Origin of the sequence: Mucilaginibacter sp. (assembly GCF_036568825.1) — a bacterium.
Lineage (GTDB): Bacteria > Bacteroidota > Bacteroidia > Sphingobacteriales > Sphingobacteriaceae > Mucilaginibacter.
The window spans coordinates 63,763-85,481 of the sequence record NZ_DATCRU010000069.1 but is presented as its reverse complement, the minus strand read 5'-3'; the positions used below and the strand labels follow the sequence as shown (position 1 = coordinate 85,481).

15 protein-coding genes are annotated in these 21,719 nt (G+C 44.4%); 8 read left to right on the top strand and 7 right to left on the bottom strand.

The window, feature by feature from the left end; all coding sequences use genetic code 11:
* Positions 1-56: 56 nt before the first annotated feature.
* The 3 genes from VIM89_RS15745 to VIM89_RS15735 form a co-directional block, all read right to left on the bottom strand.
* Entirely contained in the window at positions 57-977 is a 921-nt protein-coding gene (locus tag VIM89_RS15745) for an NADP-dependent oxidoreductase (RefSeq protein WP_488157130.1), read from the bottom strand.
* Positions 978-1,103: 126 nt separating this feature from the next.
* The gene (locus VIM89_RS15740) at positions 1,104-1,649 is read right to left on the bottom strand and encodes a carboxymuconolactone decarboxylase family protein (protein ID WP_488157129.1); all 546 of its coding nucleotides are present in this window, start codon (positions 1,647-1,649) and stop codon (positions 1,104-1,106) included.
* A gap of 30 nt (positions 1,650-1,679) precedes the next feature.
* Positions 1,680-2,297 (bottom strand): nitroreductase family protein, encoded by a 618-nt coding sequence (locus tag VIM89_RS15735; RefSeq protein ID WP_488157128.1) that lies wholly within the window; start codon positions 2,295-2,297, stop codon positions 1,680-1,682.
* A gap of 327 nt (positions 2,298-2,624) precedes the next feature.
* Here VIM89_RS15735 and VIM89_RS15730 point away from each other — a divergent pair, with 327 nt between their 5' ends.
* The 8 genes from VIM89_RS15730 (at position 2,625) to VIM89_RS15695 (ending at position 6,605) form a co-directional block, all read left to right on the top strand.
* The gene (locus tag VIM89_RS15730; RefSeq protein WP_488157127.1) at positions 2,625-3,380 is read left to right on the top strand and encodes an SDR family oxidoreductase; all 756 of its coding nucleotides are present in this window, start codon (positions 2,625-2,627) and stop codon (positions 3,378-3,380) included.
* A 109-nt stretch (positions 3,381-3,489) separates the two neighbouring features.
* Complete coding sequence (locus VIM89_RS15725; RefSeq protein ID WP_488157126.1) at positions 3,490-4,071, top strand: TetR/AcrR family transcriptional regulator; 582 nt, start codon at positions 3,490-3,492, stop codon at positions 4,069-4,071.
* Between the two features lie 115 nt (positions 4,072-4,186).
* Positions 4,187-4,624 carry an RrF2 family transcriptional regulator gene (locus tag VIM89_RS15720; RefSeq protein WP_488157125.1) on the top strand — a complete coding sequence of 146 codons (438 nt, stop codon included), beginning with the start codon at positions 4,187-4,189 and terminating at the stop codon, positions 4,622-4,624.
* A gap of 51 nt (positions 4,625-4,675) precedes the next feature.
* The gene (locus tag VIM89_RS15715) at positions 4,676-5,059 is read left to right on the top strand and encodes a group III truncated hemoglobin (RefSeq protein WP_488157124.1); all 384 of its coding nucleotides are present in this window, start codon (positions 4,676-4,678) and stop codon (positions 5,057-5,059) included.
* Between the two features lie 10 nt (positions 5,060-5,069).
* The gene (locus VIM89_RS15710; RefSeq protein ID WP_488157123.1) at positions 5,070-5,525 is read left to right on the top strand and encodes a hypothetical protein; all 456 of its coding nucleotides are present in this window, start codon (positions 5,070-5,072) and stop codon (positions 5,523-5,525) included.
* A gap of 24 nt (positions 5,526-5,549) precedes the next feature.
* A complete protein-coding gene (locus tag VIM89_RS15705) occupies positions 5,550-5,843 on the top strand; it encodes a cupin domain-containing protein (protein WP_488157122.1) in 294 nt (97 codons plus the stop codon).
* Between the two features lie 307 nt (positions 5,844-6,150).
* Positions 6,151-6,441 (top strand): hypothetical protein, encoded by a 291-nt coding sequence (locus VIM89_RS15700; RefSeq protein ID WP_488157121.1) that lies wholly within the window; start codon positions 6,151-6,153, stop codon positions 6,439-6,441.
* Positions 6,438-6,605 carry a hypothetical protein gene (locus tag VIM89_RS15695; protein ID WP_488157120.1) on the top strand — a complete coding sequence of 56 codons (168 nt, stop codon included), beginning with the start codon at positions 6,438-6,440 and terminating at the stop codon, positions 6,603-6,605. Before VIM89_RS15700 ends, VIM89_RS15695 begins: the two co-directional genes overlap by 4 nt.
* A gap of 260 nt (positions 6,606-6,865) precedes the next feature.
* On the opposite strand, the gene VIM89_RS15690 is transcribed toward VIM89_RS15695, so the two are convergent.
* The 4 genes from VIM89_RS15690 to VIM89_RS15675 all read right to left on the bottom strand — a co-directional run bounded on the left by VIM89_RS15690 (position 6,866) and on the right by VIM89_RS15675 (position 21,653).
* On the bottom strand, positions 6,866-10,534 hold the full coding sequence (locus tag VIM89_RS15690) for an ABC transporter permease (RefSeq protein WP_488157119.1): 3,669 nt from the start codon (positions 10,532-10,534) through the stop codon (positions 6,866-6,868).
* Positions 10,535-10,639: 105 nt separating this feature from the next.
* Entirely contained in the window at positions 10,640-14,257 is a 3,618-nt protein-coding gene (locus VIM89_RS15685; protein WP_488157118.1) for an ABC transporter permease, read from the bottom strand.
* A 197-nt stretch (positions 14,258-14,454) separates the two neighbouring features.
* Positions 14,455-17,955, bottom strand: coding sequence for an FtsX-like permease family protein (locus tag VIM89_RS15680; protein ID WP_488157117.1), 3,501 nt, complete (start codon positions 17,953-17,955; stop codon positions 14,455-14,457).
* A gap of 203 nt (positions 17,956-18,158) precedes the next feature.
* Positions 18,159-21,653: an ABC transporter permease gene (locus tag VIM89_RS15675; protein ID WP_488157116.1), complete on the bottom strand. Its 3,495-nt coding sequence runs from the start codon at positions 21,651-21,653 to the stop codon at positions 18,159-18,161.
* Positions 21,654-21,719: the final 66 nt, after the last annotated feature.

The window sequence follows — 21,719 nt, the reverse complement described above, 5'->3', positions numbered from 1 at the left end:
GTCAACCGGTGAAGGGACCAGGGAAGAGAGCCGGAGTTATCCGGCCCCCTGAGTCTTTATGAGCGAACGCGGACAATGGTTTTACCTTTAACGCGACCAGATGAGTTATAGGTGGCGATGGCATTATCAAGAGTAACCACGCTTCCGGTATTCGTTTTCAAACGTCCTTCCCGGAACCTCTTAACGATCTCATTCAATTGTGCGCGATCGGCTTCTACAACAAAATCGATATTCAGCACGCCTTCGGCTTGCTCCTCATTCCAGCCGGTAATGCCGACAAACCTTCCTCCGGCGCGGATCACGCCCAAAGAGCGTTTCGCGATATCTCCGCCGAGGACATCAAAAACCAAATCAACTTTGTCAATATTTTCTAAGGCATCCGTATCCAGGTCGACGAATTCATTTGAACCGAAACCGAGCGCAGCTTCGCGGTGAGCTGCGCGCCCGGTGCCGATCACATACGCATCCGCCTGCCGCGCAAGTTGGACAGCCATCGAACCAACGATACCCGCTGCTCCATGCACGAGAACCCTTTGTCCCGACTTAAGCTGCCCATGATCAAAAAGTGCCTGCCAGGCAGTGAGGCCCGGCATTACGAGCGCGTTGCCATCGTTGAAGTCGACATCGTCCGGCAGCGGTGCCAGGTTGCGCGCCTCAATAGCCACGTATTCTGCCAATGAACCATTGCGGTACCAGTCCTGGAGGCCAAATACCCGTTGCCCCACTGACAAGCCCGTTGTGCCATAGCCAAGCGCTGTTACCGCGCCGGCCAGTTCGTGGCCGGGAACAGCAGGCGTCCGGTCACGCCCTGTGCGGTCTATCCAGGTGGACGGCCATGACAGCTCATCGCCGGTAATACTGGCCGCATAGACCTGAACGACAACATCGTTTATCGCTGCCTGCGGCTCGGGCAAGTCCACCAGTTTCATTCCGGCTAATCCCGCATTTTGGTCTGTTACAACAATTGCTTTCATCATATACCTCCTTTTTGTTTGATCAGAAACACCTGCTTAATAAAATGATGTTACTGTATATTTTTGTTATAATTCTTTTGAGTTAACACTTAAAAAACGTTTGCGCGTTACCGGAATTGCCTTTGCGGATCAGATCGAGCCGGCATGCGGCACGGGCGGAAAATCTCTTTCGGGATCGGACACATTATTGACAAAGTTAGTCAGCGAATACATCGCCACCAACGCAACAATCTCGATAATATTTGCATCGGAGTAGCCGGCATCCCGTACTGCAGCAAGATCGGCATTGCTGACCTTACCTCGGGTTTCGATCACTCTTTTTGCAAATTGAACGGCAGCATCACGCTTCGGATCAGTCGAATGACCCTTTCGGGCCAGAATGATCTCATCGGCCTCAAGCTTAGCCATATGTTTAGCCGTATAACTATGAACAGTCAGGCAGTAGTTGCAGCCATTGACTTCAGAGACGGCGAGGCCGATGCTATCTCGTGTCTTCACATCAAGCGCTTTGCTCATGATGCCGAACAGGGCCGCCCAGGCGTTGAACCCTATCGGGCTCGCTGCAAAGGTCGCCATCATATTTGGAGTAAAACCGATGTTTTTGGTAAACGCATCAAGTGTTGGTTTTGAATCTGCCGGTACTTGCTCCGGTGTAAGTGCTTCTATTCTGGGCATTGCAGGGTCTTTCGTTTTGCTTTTTAATAATCATACTAAATCCAGGACTTCTTCAACCGGGCGGCGGGGTTTCTGCTTCCAGTTGCCCGGGCGCTCCGGTCCTACTGACAATAGCATAACCGGTACCTCGTCTTCGGCTAGTCCGAACTCGCTGGCTACAGCGTCAAAATCAAACCCGATCATCGGTGTGGAACCCCAGCCCAATGAGCGGGCCGCGTAGATGATAGCCGCAGCACCGAACGTAGCAGTACGTATAGCTTCATCGCGACGGCGCTGAGGGTAGGCCATGTATAGGTCTCGCGCAGGAATTTCCCATTCCGGCACCATGCTTTCCGGCATTACACCGGATGCAACCAACGGCTCAAGGCGGCTTGGTATCACACTGGTATCCACCAGTTGGCCAACCACTATAAAAGTGACAGCTGCTTCCGTGATTGCAGGCTGGTTCCACGCAATCGGGCGTAGCTTCGCTTTCGCTTCAGGCGTACGGACAGCGATAAAACGCCAGTTTTGTAAGTGAAAAGAAGTCGGCGCAGTAGTGCCAATCTGCACCAGGTTGCGGATTTGGTCGTCGCTCAAGGTAGCAGCAGGGTCGTAGTACTTTGCGGCACTGCGGCTCAGTATCGTGTCAATGACAGCGTTGGACATAATTGTAATGTTATGGTTGGAAATTTTTTATCGGGGTAAAATTATACCGTGATTTAGGTGCCTTAGCGGACCAGTTGTAAAATATAGATGGGACCAGTTATGATTCAAAAGCCTCTCTGCATTTCATTTAAATAAGCTAATGGCATTGTCCTTTATACCAGCCCGTAGGGCAAGCTTTTTGAACCCCTTTTTGCAAAATTTGGGATTGCTGGCTATTAGCTGATTAGCTTTAAATTATGAAATGACCAAAAGATTACATAATAATTTTGAAACGATCGTTTCAAAATTATTATCTTTGTATCGTCAATCATCAAAAGACAATCAAAAATGAAAAGCTTAGAAAATAAAGTAGCCGTAGTTACAGGAGGTAACAGCGGCATAGGTTATGCAGCAGCACAAGAATTGGCTCAACAAGGGGCTAAAGTTGTTATTACAGGCCGCAATAAAGAATCACTTGACAAAGCAGTTGCCGAACTTGGTGTGACAGGATTTGTTTCCGATCAAAGCAAAATCGATCAGATCAGTCAACTGGCTGCGGATGTTAAGGAAAAGTATGGGAAAATAGATGTGTTGTTTGTGAACGCCGGTTATGCAAGTTTTAGCCCTGTTGAAAGCGCTACCGAAGAACATTTTGACTCAATAATGAATGCAAATTTCAAAGGCCTTTATTTTACCGTTCAGAAATTTCTTCCAATTATTAATGATGGCGGTTCGATCATCTTCAATGGCTCTGTAAATGCTGTTTTAGGTATGCCCGATAGTAGCGTATATGCAGCCAGCAAAGCAGCTGTTTTATCATTTAATAGAGTTCTCGCCCGTGAACTTGCTCCACGTAAGATACGTGTAAATGTAGTTTCTCCTGGCCCTATTGAAACACCACTTTATGGCAAATTGGGTTTAAGCCAGGAACAGGTAAATGGCTTTGGCGAAATATTGGGACAAAAAGTATTGCTTAACCGTTTTGGCAAAGCCGAAGAGATCGCACATGTGGTTCGCTTCCTTGCTTCAGATGATTCTTCATTTATCACCGGAACAGAAATTGTTGCCGATGGCGGTTTAACCGTAAACGCAGTAGTATATTGATTGAATTGCCCATACCCAAAACCCCTGGTTTTGGGTATGGGTTTATTTATCATATCTCACAATTAAAAACCAATTGATGTGGGATGTGTATTTTTGTGCGGAGGGAACTATGGCACGCAAAAAGGAATTTGATGAAGATGAACTGCTCGAAAAGGCGACCAACCTTTTCTGGAGGAAAGGTTATAATGCTACATCTGCACAGGATCTGGTGGATGAGCTAAAGATCAACCGCTCGAGCCTGTATAATACGTATTCGGATAAAAAAACACTTTTTGAAAAAGCACTCAAAAAATACCAGGAACAGCAGACCAATGCCATGATCGATATGCTGATTAAAGCAGACGATCCTGAAAAAGCTATCAAAAAAGTTTTTGACGATCTGGTAAAAGAAAGCTGTGAAGATACGGTGTTAAGGGGCTGCTTTATGGTAAATACCGCGGTTGAAATTGCCGGACAGGACCAGGAGATCGGAGCATTGGTGCGCGCAAATAACCAAAGTGTCGAAGATGCCCTAACCGTTATTATAGAAAAAGGGCAAAGGCTGGGGCAGTTTTCTACTAAAAACACTGCCCGCGCCTATGCCCGTTTTCTTTTCGGAGGCATTAATGCATTGCGGGTAATTGTTCGTTCAGGAGCCGATAAAAGTGCACTGAACGATGTTGCCAATATTACTCTGGCTGCTTTGAAATAAACCGTAAAAACCTGATCGTTTTGTCAAGTCCGGCATGGTATCAGAAATCGCTTTAAATAAAAGATAAAAAACTCTTTTATTTAAAACAATTGTGCTATCTTTGTCCCATAAACAGATGGGGATTTTTTCAAAGACATGTGAATATGCGATGCGGGCGGTTTTTTTTATCGCCCACAAAACTGCCGAAGGCGGCCGCGTTGGCATAAAGGAAATTGCAACCGGAATTGATTCCCCTGAGCACTTCCTTGCCAAAATATTACAGGACCTGAGCAGAAGAGGCGTAATACAATCAGCCAAAGGGCCTAATGGCGGCTTTTATGTGGATGATGTAATTTTAAATATGCCTTTGTCGGCTATAGTTGAAGCGGTGGATGGCAACAGTATATTTACCGGGTGTGGCTTGGGTTTGGAGCATTGTTCGGAGGATAACCCATGTCCTATACATCACGATTTCAAGTCTATCCGAAACCAGATACAGGATCTGCTTAAAACAACGAAGATCGGTGAGTTTAATGAGGACTTGAACCTGGGTATAGCAGTGTTAAAGAAATAAAAAATTTTATCCCAATAAAGGACAAAAAGGTATTTATATACTAAATAGATTATGAAAGACATAGCGGGTTTAGAAGATATACAATTGTTTGTGGACGAATTCTATAACAAGGTCCGTGAAGACAACCTGATCGGTCCTGTTTTCGCAAATGTGATCGCCGACTGGCAGCCGCATTTAGATAAAATGTATGCATTCTGGAATGCTGTTCTGTTTGGCGCGCCGGGGTTTAAGGGTAATCCTTTTGCGAAGCATGCACCGTTGCCAATTGCTGAAGAACATTTTGGGAGATGGCTGGAACTGTTCGGGGAAACTATTGATGCAAATTTTGCAGGGCCTGTAGCATTGGAAGCTAAGCAAAAGGCCGGAATAATGGCAACCATGTTTATGAGCAAGCTGGACAGGATGAGAAACGGTTCTGGTTTTACAATAGTTTAAACGGTATTAAATGAACAAACAACAAGTGCCTGTTATCAGGGAGATTGCCGCGATTTTTTGGTTGGGTTTTTTCATGGCCATCAGCTTTATGGAAGCGCCACTGAAATTTACTGCACCGGGCATTACCATAGTACAGGGTGTGCAGATAGGAAGGATTGTTTTTGGAGTGCTGAATAAGTGTGAGTGGGGATTGTTGCTGATTGTTTTGTGCACCTGCTTATTTAGTCGTCCCCGTGCGCTGGTAATGTTCTGTGTTTTTGTTGTTTGCATTATCCTGCTGGGAGAGACTTTTTGGTTACTGCCGATGCTCGATGCCCGGGCTACCCAATACATAGCCGGGCATCAGCAACAGGATACGGACATGCATTGGTGGTACATTATCCTTGAAATTCTGAAGGTACCCACCCTCTTCATTATCGGATGGAAGGAAGTAACAGGCGGCTGGCGAAAGTTAACAATCGCCTGAAAAAGGAAATTAAAATTTAATTATATGAAACAACTACAGGTAACCGATCACTATAAGGTGGTTAAGGTGGAGTTTGCCGCGGGCCATAGTATGCCAAGACACACCGCAACATCCGATGCATTCCTGATCGTCGAATCGGGCAAGGCGCTATTGATATTCGAAAAAGAAACAGTTGAATTGAGCCAGGGTATTACGCAACCTATACCGGCTAATGAGGAACATATGCTGAAAATTGTCGATGACTTCAAAGCATATATCATAATGGCCAACGAGTCGAAGATCAATTTTTCTAAACCTGGTCAGCAGAAGTTGAATTAATTGAACACATAAAAATTACCAGCAAGTGTCATTACTGCCTTAAGCCTGTTAATTCCTTGATGGCATGCATGAGGCCATCGGTTCGGCTCCGATATTCTCCACAGACCCACTCCGGTGGGCTTTTTTTATTCTTATCATGTGAGAAAATATATCCTCTATCCAATTAAATTTTTACCCGATATCCATTGCTCGCCGGCCTGGTTGATTAACGCGTATTTACGGCAAACAAATAAGTATTTTCCTGCGAAACTCATCTCACAATTAAAGTGTTATCAAAAAGTATGAAGGAAGAATATCAGACGCAAACATGGAAACATTGGAAATAACTATCGGGCAAAGTAAACGCGGCCTTTGCCTGGAACCGCAAGAGCAGCCAAATACCTTTAAAATTTATGCACTGGACCCTGTACAGGATTGGTTTGAACATGAACGGCCACGAAACGTTGATTTGCCCGTTGACAGTTGCCTTGGGACCATCACCGTACGCGACGAAACTGATTTTGATTTTGAAGGTGCAGGCGCCTTCACCGGACAAGAAATGCAAAGCATTGCTGCGCAAGTAAGCCTGCATCCGTTATTTAAAAAGGATGAACTATGAAATCAAGCACTGTACAACATCCTAAAAATTTGATAGTGACACTTGCACTTTCATGCTTAGCCTGGGCACTGCTGCGTTTCTTGCATTCGCCGGAAGAGGAGAAACCTGAACAGAAAATTGAAAAGACAGATCAGTCAGTTACACCATTGCTGGTTAGAGATTAATTTAAATGCCTGTTCACCTAAACTTAAAGTTACTATGCGAATAAGAACTCAAACAAAAAAATGCGTTCCGTATCTCACCCCGGAACGCACCACTTGCGTGTTTCAACTAAACCTCAGGATCTCATATTTGGAGACCTAAGTTCTTTAGCTACCCCACCAGTCACCCTGCTTTGGTTATATTGGTTGTAGCAGTTGTATTGGTTGAATTGGTTAACTACTTCAACTAATACAACCAGTCAAACCAATACAACTCATATTAGTTATTCATTTCGCAAGCTCTTCACCGGATTCGCCAGTGCTGCTTTTACTGCCTGGAAGCTGATGGTGGCAAGTGCAATAATTATTGAAGCCAGTCCACCAACAGCGAATAGCCACCAGCTGACGTGGATGCGATAAACATAGTCCTGCAGCCATTGGTGCATGTAGTACCAGGCAATGGGCGTGGCAATGGCAAAGGCAACGGCAATGAGTATGATAAATTCTTTTGAAAACAGGTATACGATATTGCTTGTGGTGGCGCCGAGTACTTTACGGATGCCCACTTCTTTTACCCGCTGCACGGCCATGAATGAGGCTAAACCATACAATCCCAAACAGCTCAGGAATATGGCAATGCCGGCAAATATCTTATACAGTTGCGATAGCTGGTTTTCCTGTTTATAAAAGCCTGCAATTTTTTCGTCAAGGAACTTATAATCGTAAACGAAATCGGGATAGGTTTGATCAAATATTTTTTTGACCGCTTGCAGGGTAGACGACATGTTTGTGGTGGCCAGTTTTATAGCGAGCTGGTTGTACATTGCAGCGTCCTGGGTAATAACCAATGGTGCAACCTCGTTGCGGAAAGACCGGTCGTTAAAGTCTTTCAATACCCCAACAACCGGACATTTTATCACACCGCCCCATATGCTCAATTCTTTACCTATTATGTCTTCCGGCTTTTTTATGCCCAGATTTTTCAGCAGTGCTTCGTTTACTAAAAACTCTTTTGTCATTTGCGATGGCTGCAAATTCTTTCCGGCTATCAGGGGCAGTTTATAAGTGGGCACATATGCTTCGTCGGCAAACTTGGTGATTACTTTAAAATCCGACTCTTTTACGTCATGGTCAAATTTTATGGTGCTCCAGGTATCGTTACCATTTTCAACCGGGGTATTGGCGCTTAGGCTTACCGTTTGCACGCCGTTTAGCGATAATAACTGTCTCTTTACATAATCCAGCTTGCTCGTGAGCATGGTATCAATACGGAAAGGCACATTTATAACGGCATCCTTATCAAATCCCAGGGGTTGATCCATAAAATAATTCATCTGCTTTACAATGATCAGCGTCCCGATGATGAGCACCTGGGCAACGATAAATTGAAAGACGACCAACCCTCTCCGCAATGAAATTCCGTTTGTATTCGATGCGAGTTTGCTCTTTAAAGCGTTAACAGGATTGAACCGGGATAAAACAATGGAAGGATAAAAACCGGCGAGCGCAGTTACAACAACCGTTACTGTTAGAAGGAATAAAATAATTGCCGGGTTGCTGAAGATATTAAATGAAAGCGAAAGTTCCAGAAGGTGACTTACCGAAGGTAACGCAACCATAGTAATACCCGCGGCAAGCAGTACAGCAATGATCACTATCAAAAATGTTTCGACGATGAACTGTGTTTGTAATTGAGATTTATTACTTCCCAAAACTTTTCGTACACCGACCTCCTTTGCACGGTTAACGGCCTGCGCAGTGGAAAGGTTGATAAAGTTTACACAAGCAATTAACAGGATGAATGCCGCGATGACCCACAATACATTAAGCAGTTCGTGACTAATGGTTTTATTGCTGTAGTTACCCACCTGTGCGTCATAATGCACCGCACTTAATGGCTGTGCAATATGACTATCCCTGTTAGCTGCAGATTCCACCTTTCGCGAGTAGGCTGCCAATTGTTGATTAAAATTATCGATAGAAGTATATGGCGGCAGCAAAATATAGCAGCCATAATCGGATACCGTATTATTCCAGTCGGTTGAGCTTGCCAGGTAGTTTCCGGTAAAACTTGTGCCATAAGCAACGACAACTTTTAGCTGGAAGTCTGAATTTGCAGGCGGATCTGCCAAAATACCTGAGACTGTTACTACATCAGTACCGTGTTCAAACATATAGCCGCCTACCTGTAGCTTAATGGTTTTACCCATTGCTGCCTTCCAGTCGCCGAAATATTTTTCAGCAATCTCTTTTGTAAGGAATACATTATTGGGGTCTTTTAATGATTCATACGTACCGGCAATTAGCGGGAAATCGAATATTTTAAAGAACGAAGGCGTGGTGAAGAATAGTCCCCTCTGCTCTTTGAATTTCTTTTCTGTATTTCCGTTCTGATCAACTATCAACAACTGATCATTCTGGCTGGCAAAAATTGGAGCTACCTGCTCTATTTGGGGGAAAGCCGTTTTCAATCCCAGGGGAATTGGAAAAGGGAGGTCTTTTCCATAAGATATTTCTGATGATTCGGCGTGATGGTATTCGGTTAGTACACGATAAATGCGGTCTTTCTTTGTGTGGAAATCATCGAAGCTGGTTTGATATTGTATGATGATAAAGATCGTCATACAGACTGCGATACCCACAGCCAGTCCGGTGATATTAATGGCGGCATAGCCTTTATTTCGCATCAGGTTGCGCCGCGCTATTTTGAAATAATTCTTAAACATATAATTGCGATTAAATTTCTCACGAGACCACTTTGGAGCGGTTTCTGAAGACGAATTTACCATCGCAATTTGTTCCTGACTTCCCAAATTATAAATTGGGAACTCTTTTTTCAGTTCATTTTTATATTGTACAGGACTTTTGCCGGTCGCCTGCTTGAAAATACGGTTAAACGAGCTTTGGGAATTGAATCCTGACTCAAATGCAATACCCAGCAGGGTGAGATGATCAAAAGCGGGGTCCTGCATTTTACGGGCCGCATCCTGAACGCGGTACTCATTAATAAAATCGTTGAAGCTTTTTCTGAGGGCTGTGTTGATGATCCGTGATAATTCATGGGTAGTCAGGTCAAGCTTTTCGGCAAGTGAAGCCAGGCTTAATTCCGGATCCTGGTAATAGCGATTTTCTTTAACTACTTTTTTCAACCAAGTGCCTTTTTGCTTGAGCTCAGCGGGCAATAATGGTTTTAAAATTGCTGCTGTATCTGGCTGCACGCTAACTTCCGTTCTTAAAAATGCCCTTGCCGCTATCCAGACGATCATGAATACCAAAAGAAAATAAAGGGGATAATAAGCTTGCACGCCCAATTGGTAATTGAAGAAAAAATAGTCTATCGCTACAAATGGTGTCCATAACAGCCACAGCATCCCGAAGCCTATCAGTAAGCGATGAAGCCAACGCAATTCGTGCCGGTAACGGTCGCCGCCGTTAAATTTTTGTTGTTGATAAAAGCCTTCGATCAGTGTGTGACATTTGTATAGATAGATAGTAACCGAAACGAATGCCAGCAGTTGTAATATGGGGTTTAATCGTTGAAAGATTAGCGTATCGTACGTTGCTGCACCTGTGCTGATACTTTGTATGATTTCTAAAACATAAGCACCTAGTTCCAGTAATAAGGGGCTGAAATGCAGCAGATCTCTGCGCTCAAATTTATATTCAGGCTGCGTTATTTTGAGTACATAAAAATAAATGAGCGGACCGAGTGCAAGCGAAAACTGCATCGGTAATCGGCTCCAAAAAGGTGCATAAGCGGACAGATGAATATCAATCGCCAATATCCGGGCTATCCACAACCCAGCTACAGCCAATGCTATTGCCAAAAATCGGTTTGCTGCTCGGTTTGCTTTCTTAGTGAACGCTAAAAGCAGGATAAAGGTGAAGCTGATAAACAGCATCCCGAAGAATGCGGCATCATAAAGGGTGATATGGAATGTATAGGATCTCAAAGTAAATCAATTGGCACAATCGTCGTTCCAAATTAATAAAATATTAAATTGGCAAAATGTTAATGATAAGTTAAAATAGAGTCAGGAATCAAGATTCTAAATACCTTATTCAGTTCGAAGGCTTTTTACCGGGTTCGCCACTGCTGCCTTAATGGCCTGGTAGCTTACGGTAGCCAATGCGATCAGTATTGCAATCAACCCGGCCACTAAAAATATCCAACCGTTCAGGCTGACCCTGTAGGCAAAGTTTTGCAGCCAATTGTTCATAGCCAGCCAGGCAACCGGTGTGGCAATAATGGCGGAAAGAATTACCAGCTTTACAATATCTTTTGACAGCATTGTCACGATGCCTATTTCACTCGCCCCTATTATTTTGCGCACGCCAATTTCTTTTCTTCGTTGCTCGACGGTAAACATGGTGAGCCCTAATAAGCCCAGGCAAGAAATAAAAATGGCCAGAAACGAAAAGCTGTCGCTCAATTTCCCTACCGTCATCTCGTCATTGTATAATTTTTGGTATTCCTCATCAGCAAATGAACACCTGAAAGGGAATTTTTTCTCCAATTGGGTAAACACGCTTTCCATACTGGCAACACCTTGCCTTGTTTTGCCGGCTTCAGTTTTTACAAGCAGGTAGCCCCAGTCAGGGTTTGGGTCCAGGTACATAATAAGCGGCTCGATGGGTTCATGCAGTGATTTAAAATGAAAATCTTTAACTACCCCTAAGATCGTTCGCCGCCGGTCGCCAATGGTTACCAGCTGGCCCAGCGGGCTTTTGAGATCCATCATCTTCAGCGCAGTTTCATTGATAATGATGCCTGTTGTATCCGTCGTAAAATTCTTTGAGAATGCGCGTCCTTCTACAAAATGAATACCCATCAGCGCGAAGTAATCATACCCAACCCAGTTACGGATAGCAAAAGCCTTTGTACCGGGATTTTTACCCGGCCAATTCAGGTCATAAGTATAGTTATTGGTGTGCGAAGGGGGCTGCGCGCTAAAGTCAACCGCTTTTATACCGGGCATAACCGAAAGCTCATGCTTAAATACCTCAAACCCTTTGGGCAGCCCCTGGGGATAGGGAAAATGCATATAGACCAGGTTTCCCCGGTCAAATCCCAGGTTTTTTGTTTGTATGTACCGCAATTGCTGCGAAATAACCAGTGTGCCGATAATCAGCACGATCGACAATACAAACTGGAAAACTACCAGGCCCTTGCGAAACAACAAGGCATTCGGGCTGAATTTCAATGCGCCTTTCAATACAACTACCGGATTGAGGGACGACAGGAAGAATGCCGGATAGCCACCTGCAATAAAACCTGTTGCAAGCAGCAGTCCCCCAATATCCAACCAAAAACTTAATTCGTTAAAAGGCAATACGATATGTTTGCCTGTAAGCTGGTTAAAATAAGGCATTACGCAGAGTGCTAAAATAAGCGCAATGACGATGGCGAAAAAAGTAAGCAGCATCGCTTCGCCGATAAACTGAACGATAAGCCTGGAACGGATTGCTCCGATGGTTTTACGGATGCCCACCTCCTTGGCGCGTTTTACCGAACGCGCAGTCGCCAGGTTCATAAAGTTAACGCAGGCAATTATTAAAATAAACAAGGCTACCATGGTAAACAATCTCACATATTCTATACGGCCGCCATCAGGTTTGCCTTGTTTAAAAATCGATTTCAGGTATACCTCATTCAGCGATTGCAGGCCAAGCTCAACGCGGTAGCCTGTGCGATAGGTCGCGGTCAAATAGGTGGTAACAAAGTTTTTTATTTTGGCATCAACCCTGGCAGCATCAGCGCCCGGTTGCAATTGTATATAAGTTTGCGGCCTGCGGTTTGCCCAGTTAGAAAGCCAGTCGACCGCTTTAAGCAAATATTGCCAGTTAATAACAAAATCAAAATGCTGGGATGTGTTAGCCGGCAAATCTTCAAAAACAGCATTCACCGTAAAAAAATGTGCGTTATTAAACTTTATCGCTTTGCCCATAGCTGCCTGGGGACTACCAAAAATTTTGGTGGCCATGCTACGCGATATGGCGATATCGTCAGGAGCGGCAAGTGCATTGGCAGCCGTGCCTTGTAGCAGTGGGTAGCTGAACATTTTAAAAAAATCTGTATCAGCATAGGTGCCCATGTTGCTGAAGTTTTTATCGCCCACGCTGAATAGGGTTTCCTCTTCGTCTTCCCAATATCCGGAAGCATATTTGATCTCAGGTATGGCGCGTTTTAATTCTGTTGCCAGCAGCCCGGGCGTTGCGCGGCCCGCTTCTACTTTTCCTTCAGAAAATACACGCTCATAAACGCTGTAGATATTTGCCCTGTTTACATGAAATGCATCCACATTACGCTCATCCTGAACCCATAAAATGATGAGCAGACTACAGGCCATGCCAAGCCCCAATCCAAAAATATTAATGAACGAGAATGCCTTATTGCGGGTAATATTCCGCCAGGCGATCTTTAAATAATTGCGAAACATATAATTGTGGTTTAATTTCTTATCAGACCACTTATGCGTGGTTTCCTGATTCGAAATTATTGCAACAAACCGGGGCTGACGTCCCAAATCACGAGATGGGAACTCTTTTTTCAGCGCCAGCTTATATTCCACAGGACTTTTGCCTGTCATTTGTTTGAGAATCCGGTTGAAAGTACTTTTGGAATTAAAGCCAGCTTCATACGCAATACCCAGCAGGGTAATGTGATCATAAGCTGAATCCTGCATTTTCCGGGCTACATCGCGAACGCGGTATTCGTTAATAAAATCGTTAAAGTTTTTCCTGAGTGCGGTATTGATAATTTGGGATAGCTCGCGGGAAGACAAGCCCAGCTTCTCGGCTAATGAATTTATACTTAGCTCCGGGTCCTGGTAATATAAATTGGTTTCCATGGCCTTTTTTAACCAGGCACCTTTCTCCCTCAACTCAGCCGCAGGCGACGGCTTGATAGCTGGTTGGGATTGGATCATCATTCCGGCTCGCGGTTTTAAGAAAGCCGCCATTGCCGTCCATATGATGATCACTGCGAAGAAGATGTAGAAGGGATAATATAAATGTACCCCTAATTGATTACGATAACCAAAATAGTCGACCGCCGCATAAGCTATCCATAACAACCACAGCAACGCAGTAGCTGCCAGTAAACGACGCAGCCATCGGAACTCAAGAAGAGAACGATCCATCAGAACGGGCTGTAATCGCCTATAAAAATTTTGGATGAGCCTATAAGACTGATACAGGTAGGTTATGATCGAAATAAATATGAGCAATTGTAGCACCGGGTTCAGTTGCTGAAAGATCGGTGTTGCATAGGTAGCTGTACCTGTCCTGATGCCTTCTTTGATCTCCAATGCAAGGGCGCACTGCTCCAACAATATCGGACTGAAATGCAGCAGGTCTTTCCATCTGAGTTTATATTCCGGACGCGTTAATTTGCGCACATAAAAATAGATCAGCGGGCCCAACGCAAATAAAAACTGCATCGGCAGCCTGTCCCAGTGAGGCAGGTAAGTTTCGAGTTGAATGTCAATGGCCAATATCCGCATCATCCATAAAATCATCGTAACCAGCGCCAATGCAAGAAACCGGTTTGCAGTACGGTTGATGCTTTTGGTGAACCATAACAGCAACGCGAAATTTAGCCCGATGAATATTGTTCCGAGCGAGGCGAGGTCATACAGGTTGATATGGAATGTGTAGGAATGCAAATCAATCAAAGTGCTTCAATTGCCATTCCAAATATATAAAAAGCTAACAAACAATATGTTAATGAGTAAACAGAAGTAAATATTGTACCAAAACCGAACGAAGTGCTGTCCGGTTTTGAAATGGACTTGTTAGAGTCAAGAATCAAGAGTCAGGACAATCTTATATCTTGACTCTTGGTTCTTGATTCCTGGCTCCAAATAGCCGATCACTCCGATCTCAGGCTCTTCACCGGGTTTACAATAGCTGCTTTAATTGTTTGGAAACTGGAGGTGATGAAAGCGGTTAGCAGCATGCCTGCGCCGCTGGCTACGAATATCCACCAGCTTATTGCTGTCTTATCTGCATAGTTTTCCATCCATTTGTTCATGGCCCACCAGGCCAGCGGGGTGACAATAACGAAGGCCAGCAGGATGAGCAATACCAATTCGGTAGACAGCAAACGTACAATCTGCGCAACAGACGCACCAAGCACTTTGCGTACACCTATCTCTTTGGTACGCTGGCCGGTAGTATAAATCGCCAGGCCCAATAAACCGAGGCAGCTGATCAATATCGAAAGCCCTGTGGCCCAGGTGAGCAGGGTTGAAGTGTGCTTTTCCTGGTCATAAAATTGTGCAATCGATTTATCATAGAACTGGTAATTGGGGTCATCGTTAGGATACATTTCTTTCCATATTTTTTGCATAGATGCCATTGTTTTCTGCCATTCGCTGCCCCCGGCGGTTTCAGGTTTCAGGGCAATATGGATAACACCATTATAGAAATCGCCATTACCTGCGGCCATGATAACTACCGGGCTTATCGGAGATTGAAGCGAATGCGTGTAAAAATCGGTCACAACTCCAACGATACGTAAACTCTTTCCGTTCGAATTAAACACTTTACCTACAGCATCGCTGGGGTTTGTAAAACCGAGTATCCTGGCATATTTTTCATTGATCATGAAGCCTGCCGCTGTATCTGTTGCTGTGATATTTCGCCCGGCAATTATTTTAATATGATACAATTTGATATAGTTTTCATCGCCAAATTTTAATTCTACCGGCGTTGTAATTTCCTTTTTGCCATCCTTATAAACAAAATTAGTGATGCTGGTACCGTCGGATGATGGCGGCTCAAAGCCCACGCTCACCAATGCTACACCAGGCAGCGATTGCAGTTTATTGGCCATTACCTGGTTAGTTGTTGCTTTACGGACCTTATATGGGGTTTCGGCAAATACAATCGCGTCCTTTTTAAAGCCAAGGTCTTTATGCAGGGCGTAATAAATTTGCTTGCTCACCAGCAAGGTCGCCATGATGAAAAACTGGGCTATCACAAACTGCGATACAGTGAGCGATTTACGCAGCCAGGCGTTCCGCGTTTTGCTGCTCCCGCTTTGCACCTGGTTTTTGAGTACCAGTACCGGCTTATAACCCGAAAGTAGAAGCGCAGGATAAAAACCAGATAAAAAGCTAACCACTACGATCAACCCAAACAGGAACAGGAAGATGTCCGGCTGATGAAGATAATCAGCCTTAACACCGGTGGTTATAAAATCTGAGAACAGCTTTAAGATCAACGGCGCCAAACCTATTGAGATAATTACCGCAAAAAGCGTGATCAGGAATGTCTCGCTCAAAAACTGAGTGATCAGCTGCCTGCGGTTGCTGCCCAGGGTTTTGCGGATGCCTATTTCCTTTGCTCTCTGGGTAGCCTGTGCAGTTGTTAGATTGATAAAGTTGATACAACCCAACAGCAGCAGGAAACCGGCTACAACTAATAACAAGTATGACCTTGTTTTACTTGCAGGACCGCTGAAATCAAAAGTACCGTAGTCCTGGCTGAAATGAATATCGCTCAGCGGCTGAACCGTAAAAGATCGTGAGCTTCCGTTCTTTATATCGTCAGCACTTTGCGGGTTGTTCTTTTTGTACATGGCATTTATTTGCTTTTGCACATCTGCTGCTGACATTCTGGGATATAGCTTAATAAACAGCTCTGACGACGAAGTTGTGCTTCCCCAGTTAGTCAGATGCATATCGATGCCCAATTTATTTTTAGGCATAGCCGAACTAAAAGAGATGAAATCGTGGCACGAGAAGTCGGTGTTTTCTTTTATGCTTTCAACAATACCGCTCACCGTTGTTTTCAACGTATCATAAGTGATTGTTTTACCCAGCATCTGCTCATAGGTGAGTGAAGGGAAATACACCTTAGCCCTGTCAGCAGTCAGAACAACCTGGTAGGGATCATTAAGCGCAGTTGTAGAAGAACCTGCAAGCCATGTATAGTGGATGATCTTAAAATAATTCTGATCTGCCAGTGTGATATGATCCTGCGCCTTAAACTTTATTGGCTCATTGTGCTTACCGATAACCATTACATCGGGGCTCAGTGTATATAGGGGCGCCACAATCTCAACCCCGGTGATGTGACTTTTTACCGCCGCGCCCATCGGCATGGTAACACCACGACTGTGGTTCACGTTGCCCTGAAACTTAAAATTGCTCACCACGCGGAATATACGATCACTGTCCTTATGAAATTTATCGAATGTGAAATCGTAATGCACGATGATATAGATAACCAGCGCTGCGCTGATACCTATCGAAAGTCCCACTACATTAATGAGCGTAAAAGCCTTGTGTTTCCAAAAGTTCCGGAAGGCGATTTTAAAATAATTCTTAAACATAACGGTGCGGTTTAATTTTTCATGAGACCATTTTGGAATGGAATCACGATGCAATATTACCGGCCGTATGCGTGCCAGGCTAGCCAACTTATCATTTGGCAACTCTTTTTTCAAACTATTCTTGTATTCCACCGGCGTTCTACCGGTCATTTCTTTGAAAACGCGGTTGAAAGTTCTCTGGGAATTGAATCCCGACTCATAAGCTATACCTAGCAGGGTGATATGATCAAATGCAGGGTCCTGCATTTTCCGGGCAATTTCACGAACCCGGAATTCATTAATAAAATCGTTGAAGTTCTTTTCCAATCCTGTATTAATGATCCGGGACAGATCGTGCGGATGAATATTCAGTTTCAGAGCGAGTGTGGTCAATGTCAGTTCGGCATCTTCGAAAAGACGGTTTGCAGCTACTGCTTCCTTTAGTCTCCGGCCTTTCTCCCTTGCATCTGAGCGATCAGTAATTGGCATTGTCAGCTGGATATCTCCATCCGGTTTCAGAATCGTTTCTCCCGCCATTATAATCAGTATAAAAGCAACAGCAAAAGAGAAAATATCATAGAACATCCATAACACGCATAATAGGCCAAGCAGAGCCAGCGTCCTGTCCAACTGGCGGAAAGCAAAACGCGGCCTGTCCATCAGTACCGGACGCAGGCGGCTGTAGAAAGCTTCTATCAGCCGGTGGGATAGGTATAAATAGATGATGATCGAAATTAGTATCGGCCAAACAGGCATCCAAAATGCAACAAACAAAGAGCAAAAGTGCAGCATATCTTTCCGGCGGAACTGCTGCTCCGGGCATGTCAGCTGTCGTACATAAAAATATACTAGCGGCCCCAATGCTGGCAAAAGAAATGGTACAAGTCCACCAGATTTCAGTACGATTACTACTAATGCAAGACTTAAAAACAGGTTATCTTTTTGGCCAAGCCTTTTCGCCAATGCTAAAAGCAGTGCAAGCGTTAGCCCGGTGAAGATGATTCCCAGGGAAACTGCATCATAAAGGGTGATATGGAAAATATGTGGATTCAAGTAAACTTAACAGATCAATCGCTGTTCCAATTTACTAATAAATTGACATACAGAAAATTAAGAAGCATACATGAGTGCATTTTGTAACAAAACCGGACGCCTTAACGTCCGGTTTTGAGTGAGTTTTAGTCTAAAGTCGCAAGTTCTGAGTCAAAAGTCTTTATCATTAAATCTACTCAAGACTTTAGACTTCCGACTTAAGACTATTCCGAACGCAGACTTTTCACCGGATTAACCAATGCCGCCTTTATGGTTTGGAAACTAATCGTTGCTAAAGCTATGATGATGATCAGCGCACCTGACAAAGCAAACATCCACCACTGTATAGGTGTAGAGAACTGATAGTTTTCCAGCCATTTATGCATAATATACCAGGCTACAGGAATGGCAATAAGAAGTGCAATAACTACCAGTGCCAGGAATTCCTTAGATAGCAGCCCGAACACCGACCGTACGCTTGCGCCAAGCACTTTGCGGATGCCAATTTCCTTAACACGCTGTTCGGCTGTAAACATGGCCAGGCCGAGCAAACCCAAACTCGAAATAAATATCGCAAGGAAAGAAAAAGCATCTGATAGCTTACCCGTCACCTGTTCGTTTTGATAAAGTTTTTGATATTCGTCGTCGGAAAAAGTATAATTAAAGGCAAACTTAGGGTTCAGCTTTTTCCAGATCGCCTGCAAAGCTGCTAAAGCCTCTTTGGTTTTACCCGGTTGTGTGCGTATCAAGGCGGCGCCATAAGTCTCCTGTTCACCGAACCTAAGCACAAGCGGATTGATCTGTTCGTGAAGGGAGTTAAAGTGGAAATCTTTGATCACACCGATGATCTTACCCGGTTTACCCCAAAAAGTCAGCGGCTGCCCCACCGGGTCTTTGTAGCCGATAACTTTTAAAGCTTTTTCGTTCACCAGGTATCCTGCAGAATCGCTTGGAAAGTCTTTAGAGTAATCACGCCCGGCTGCCATTTGAATTTTCATGCTCTTTACAAAATCGTACCCGACGGAAGCTTGTGTAAACTGGGTACGGTTATCCGGGTCCTTCCCGGTCCACAAAACACCGCTGGTACCATTTTGAATATTGGTTGGGGTTTGGCTAATACGGGATATGGATTGAATGCCCGGTTGTTGCAATGCTTCCTGTTTCAATATTTCGTAGTTTTTCCGAAGATCACCATCCAAAGGCAGGTAGATCAGGTTTTCGCGGTTATAGCCCAGGTTTTTGGTTTGTATATAATTTATCTGCCTGGAAATAATAACCGTGCCGATAATAAGCACCGTGGAAAGAAAGAATTGAAACACTACCAGGCCCTTACGGAAAAGGGCCACACCACGCCCCGCTTTCAAAGTTCCCTTCAGCACTTTTACTGGATTAAATGATGACATGAACAATGCCGGATAACTTCCGGCCAGTAGGCCGGTGAGCAACGTGATCGCCAGTAACTTGAGCCAAAACCCGGGCTCGCCGAAGGGCAGACCTATATCCTTTAAGGTGATTTGGTTAAATACAGGCAAGAGCAAAACCAGCAGGGCCAATGAAAAAACAACCGCAATCACCGTGATCAGCATGGACTCGCTTATGAATTGCCTGATCAAAGCTGAGCGCATAGCTCCAACTACTTTCCGGACACCGATCTCGCGCGCCCGGTTGAGCGAACGCGCTGTGCTCAGGTTCATGAAATTGATACAGGCAATGAGTAATATGAAAATGGCTATGATACTAAACAAGCGCACATATTCGATACGGCCTCCATCCAGTTTGTCTTCAGTAAAACTGCCGTGCAGGTATATATCATTGTAAGGCTGCATTCCTAATGTCATCGTAAATACACCTGCCTTTTGATTCTTTTTGTAGGTATCCATAAAATGGACGAGTTTCTTCTCTACAGCAGAAGGGGTTGCATCTGCCCGCAGCATAAAAAATGTTCGCGGTCCTGAGTTGTCCCAATCGCTGGCCCATGAGTTTTCCAGCATAAACTCATACCAGTTCACCAGGTAGTCAAATTTCTCCGATGATGTCGCGGGCAGGTCTTCAAAAACTGCTCCCACAATGAAGTTCTTTATATTTTCAAACCGGATACTTTTGCCGATGGCAGCCTCCGGACTCCCAAAAAACTGGACCGCCATCTTGCGCGAAATACTAATGCTTGAGGGTGTGTTCAGGGCATTTTGTGCATTGCCCTGTAAAAGTTTGTTGCCGAATACTTTAAAATAATCTGCGCTGGCGAAGTGCCCGTTCAGTTTTGCTATTTTTTCGCCTACCTGGAAAGTGTTCTGTGTGCCCCAGTCAAATTGTGTTGCATATTCAACTTCCGGGTATACTTTTTTCAACTCATCAGCCATAAGCGCCGGGCCGCCATAACCACCCTCGGCTTTGTGCCCGACGTAAATACGTTCGTATATCGTATACAGGCGCGAACCGTTCGGGTGCCAGGCATCCATGCTATACTCGTTTTGCACCCACAGCAGGATAAGCAGGCTGCAGGCCAGGCCCACGGAAAGTCCGCCAATGTTAATGAGCGAAGATGCTTTGTTCCGGATCAGGTTGCGCCATGCGATCTTTAAATGATTTTTAAACATAACCTTGCGATTTAATTTTTCATGAGACCACACAGGAGTGGTTTCACCACGCAAGATTAATGGAACACTTCGAAAACCAGGGTCCGTATTATAAAACGGTCGCTCTTTTTTAAGTTGATCTTTATATTCAGCCGGGCTTTTCCCTGTTAGCTGGCGGAATACCCGGTTAAAGTTAGTTTTGGAATTAAAGCCTGAATCATAAGCAATGCCCAATAGGGTCAATTGGTCATAAGCCGGCTCCTGCATCTTTTGGATAATTTCACGAATGCGGTATTCATTGATAAAATCGGCGAAGCTTTTCTTGAGTGTAGTATTAATGATCCGTGATAATTCATGCGTAGTCAGTCCAAGCTTTTCAGCAAGTGAACTCAGGCTTAATTCCGGGTCCTCGTAATAACGGTTGTCTTTTACAACTTTCTTTAGCCAAATACTTTTTTGCTTTAGTTCAGCTGGTGGTGATGGTTTAAAAAGTACAGATGGATTTACTGCTATGCTGACTTCAGGCCTCAAATAAGCTGACACAGCTATCCAGATCATCGTTGCTGCTACACAGAGATAAAAGGGGTACCAGTCATGATCGCCTAATTGATAAAAATAACCGGCGGCGGTATAGGGTATCCAAAGAAGCCATAGCACGCCAAAACCCATTAATAGTTGATGCAGCCATCTCAGTTCATACCGGTAACGATCGCCCGCGTTAAATTTCTGCCGCCTGTAAAAACGTTCGATCAGCAGGTGAGCATAATACAAATAGCTGATAACTGAAATAAAAGTTAGGACCTGCAATAGCCGATGCTGCAGGATAAGTTGTCCTAATAATGCCGGGATGAAATGCAGTAAGTCTTTGCGGCTAAACTTATGTTCACTCCGGGTTAATTTCAGTACATAAAAATAAATGAGCGGGCCGAGCGCTAGAGAAAATTCTATCGGCAGCCGGATATCATTATTCCAGATACGGGCCATCCACAAAACCATGACAGCCAGCGCTAGTGCCAGGAACCGGTTTGCTGAACGGTTGGGTTTTTTAGTGAGCCCTAACAATAAGGCAAAATTCAACCCGGTAAATATTACGCCCAGGAAAGCAACGTCATAAAGATTGATATGGAAAATATGTGGATCCAAGTAATTAAACAGCTCAATCGCTGTTCCAATTTACTAATAAATTGATGTACAGAAAATTAAGAAGTA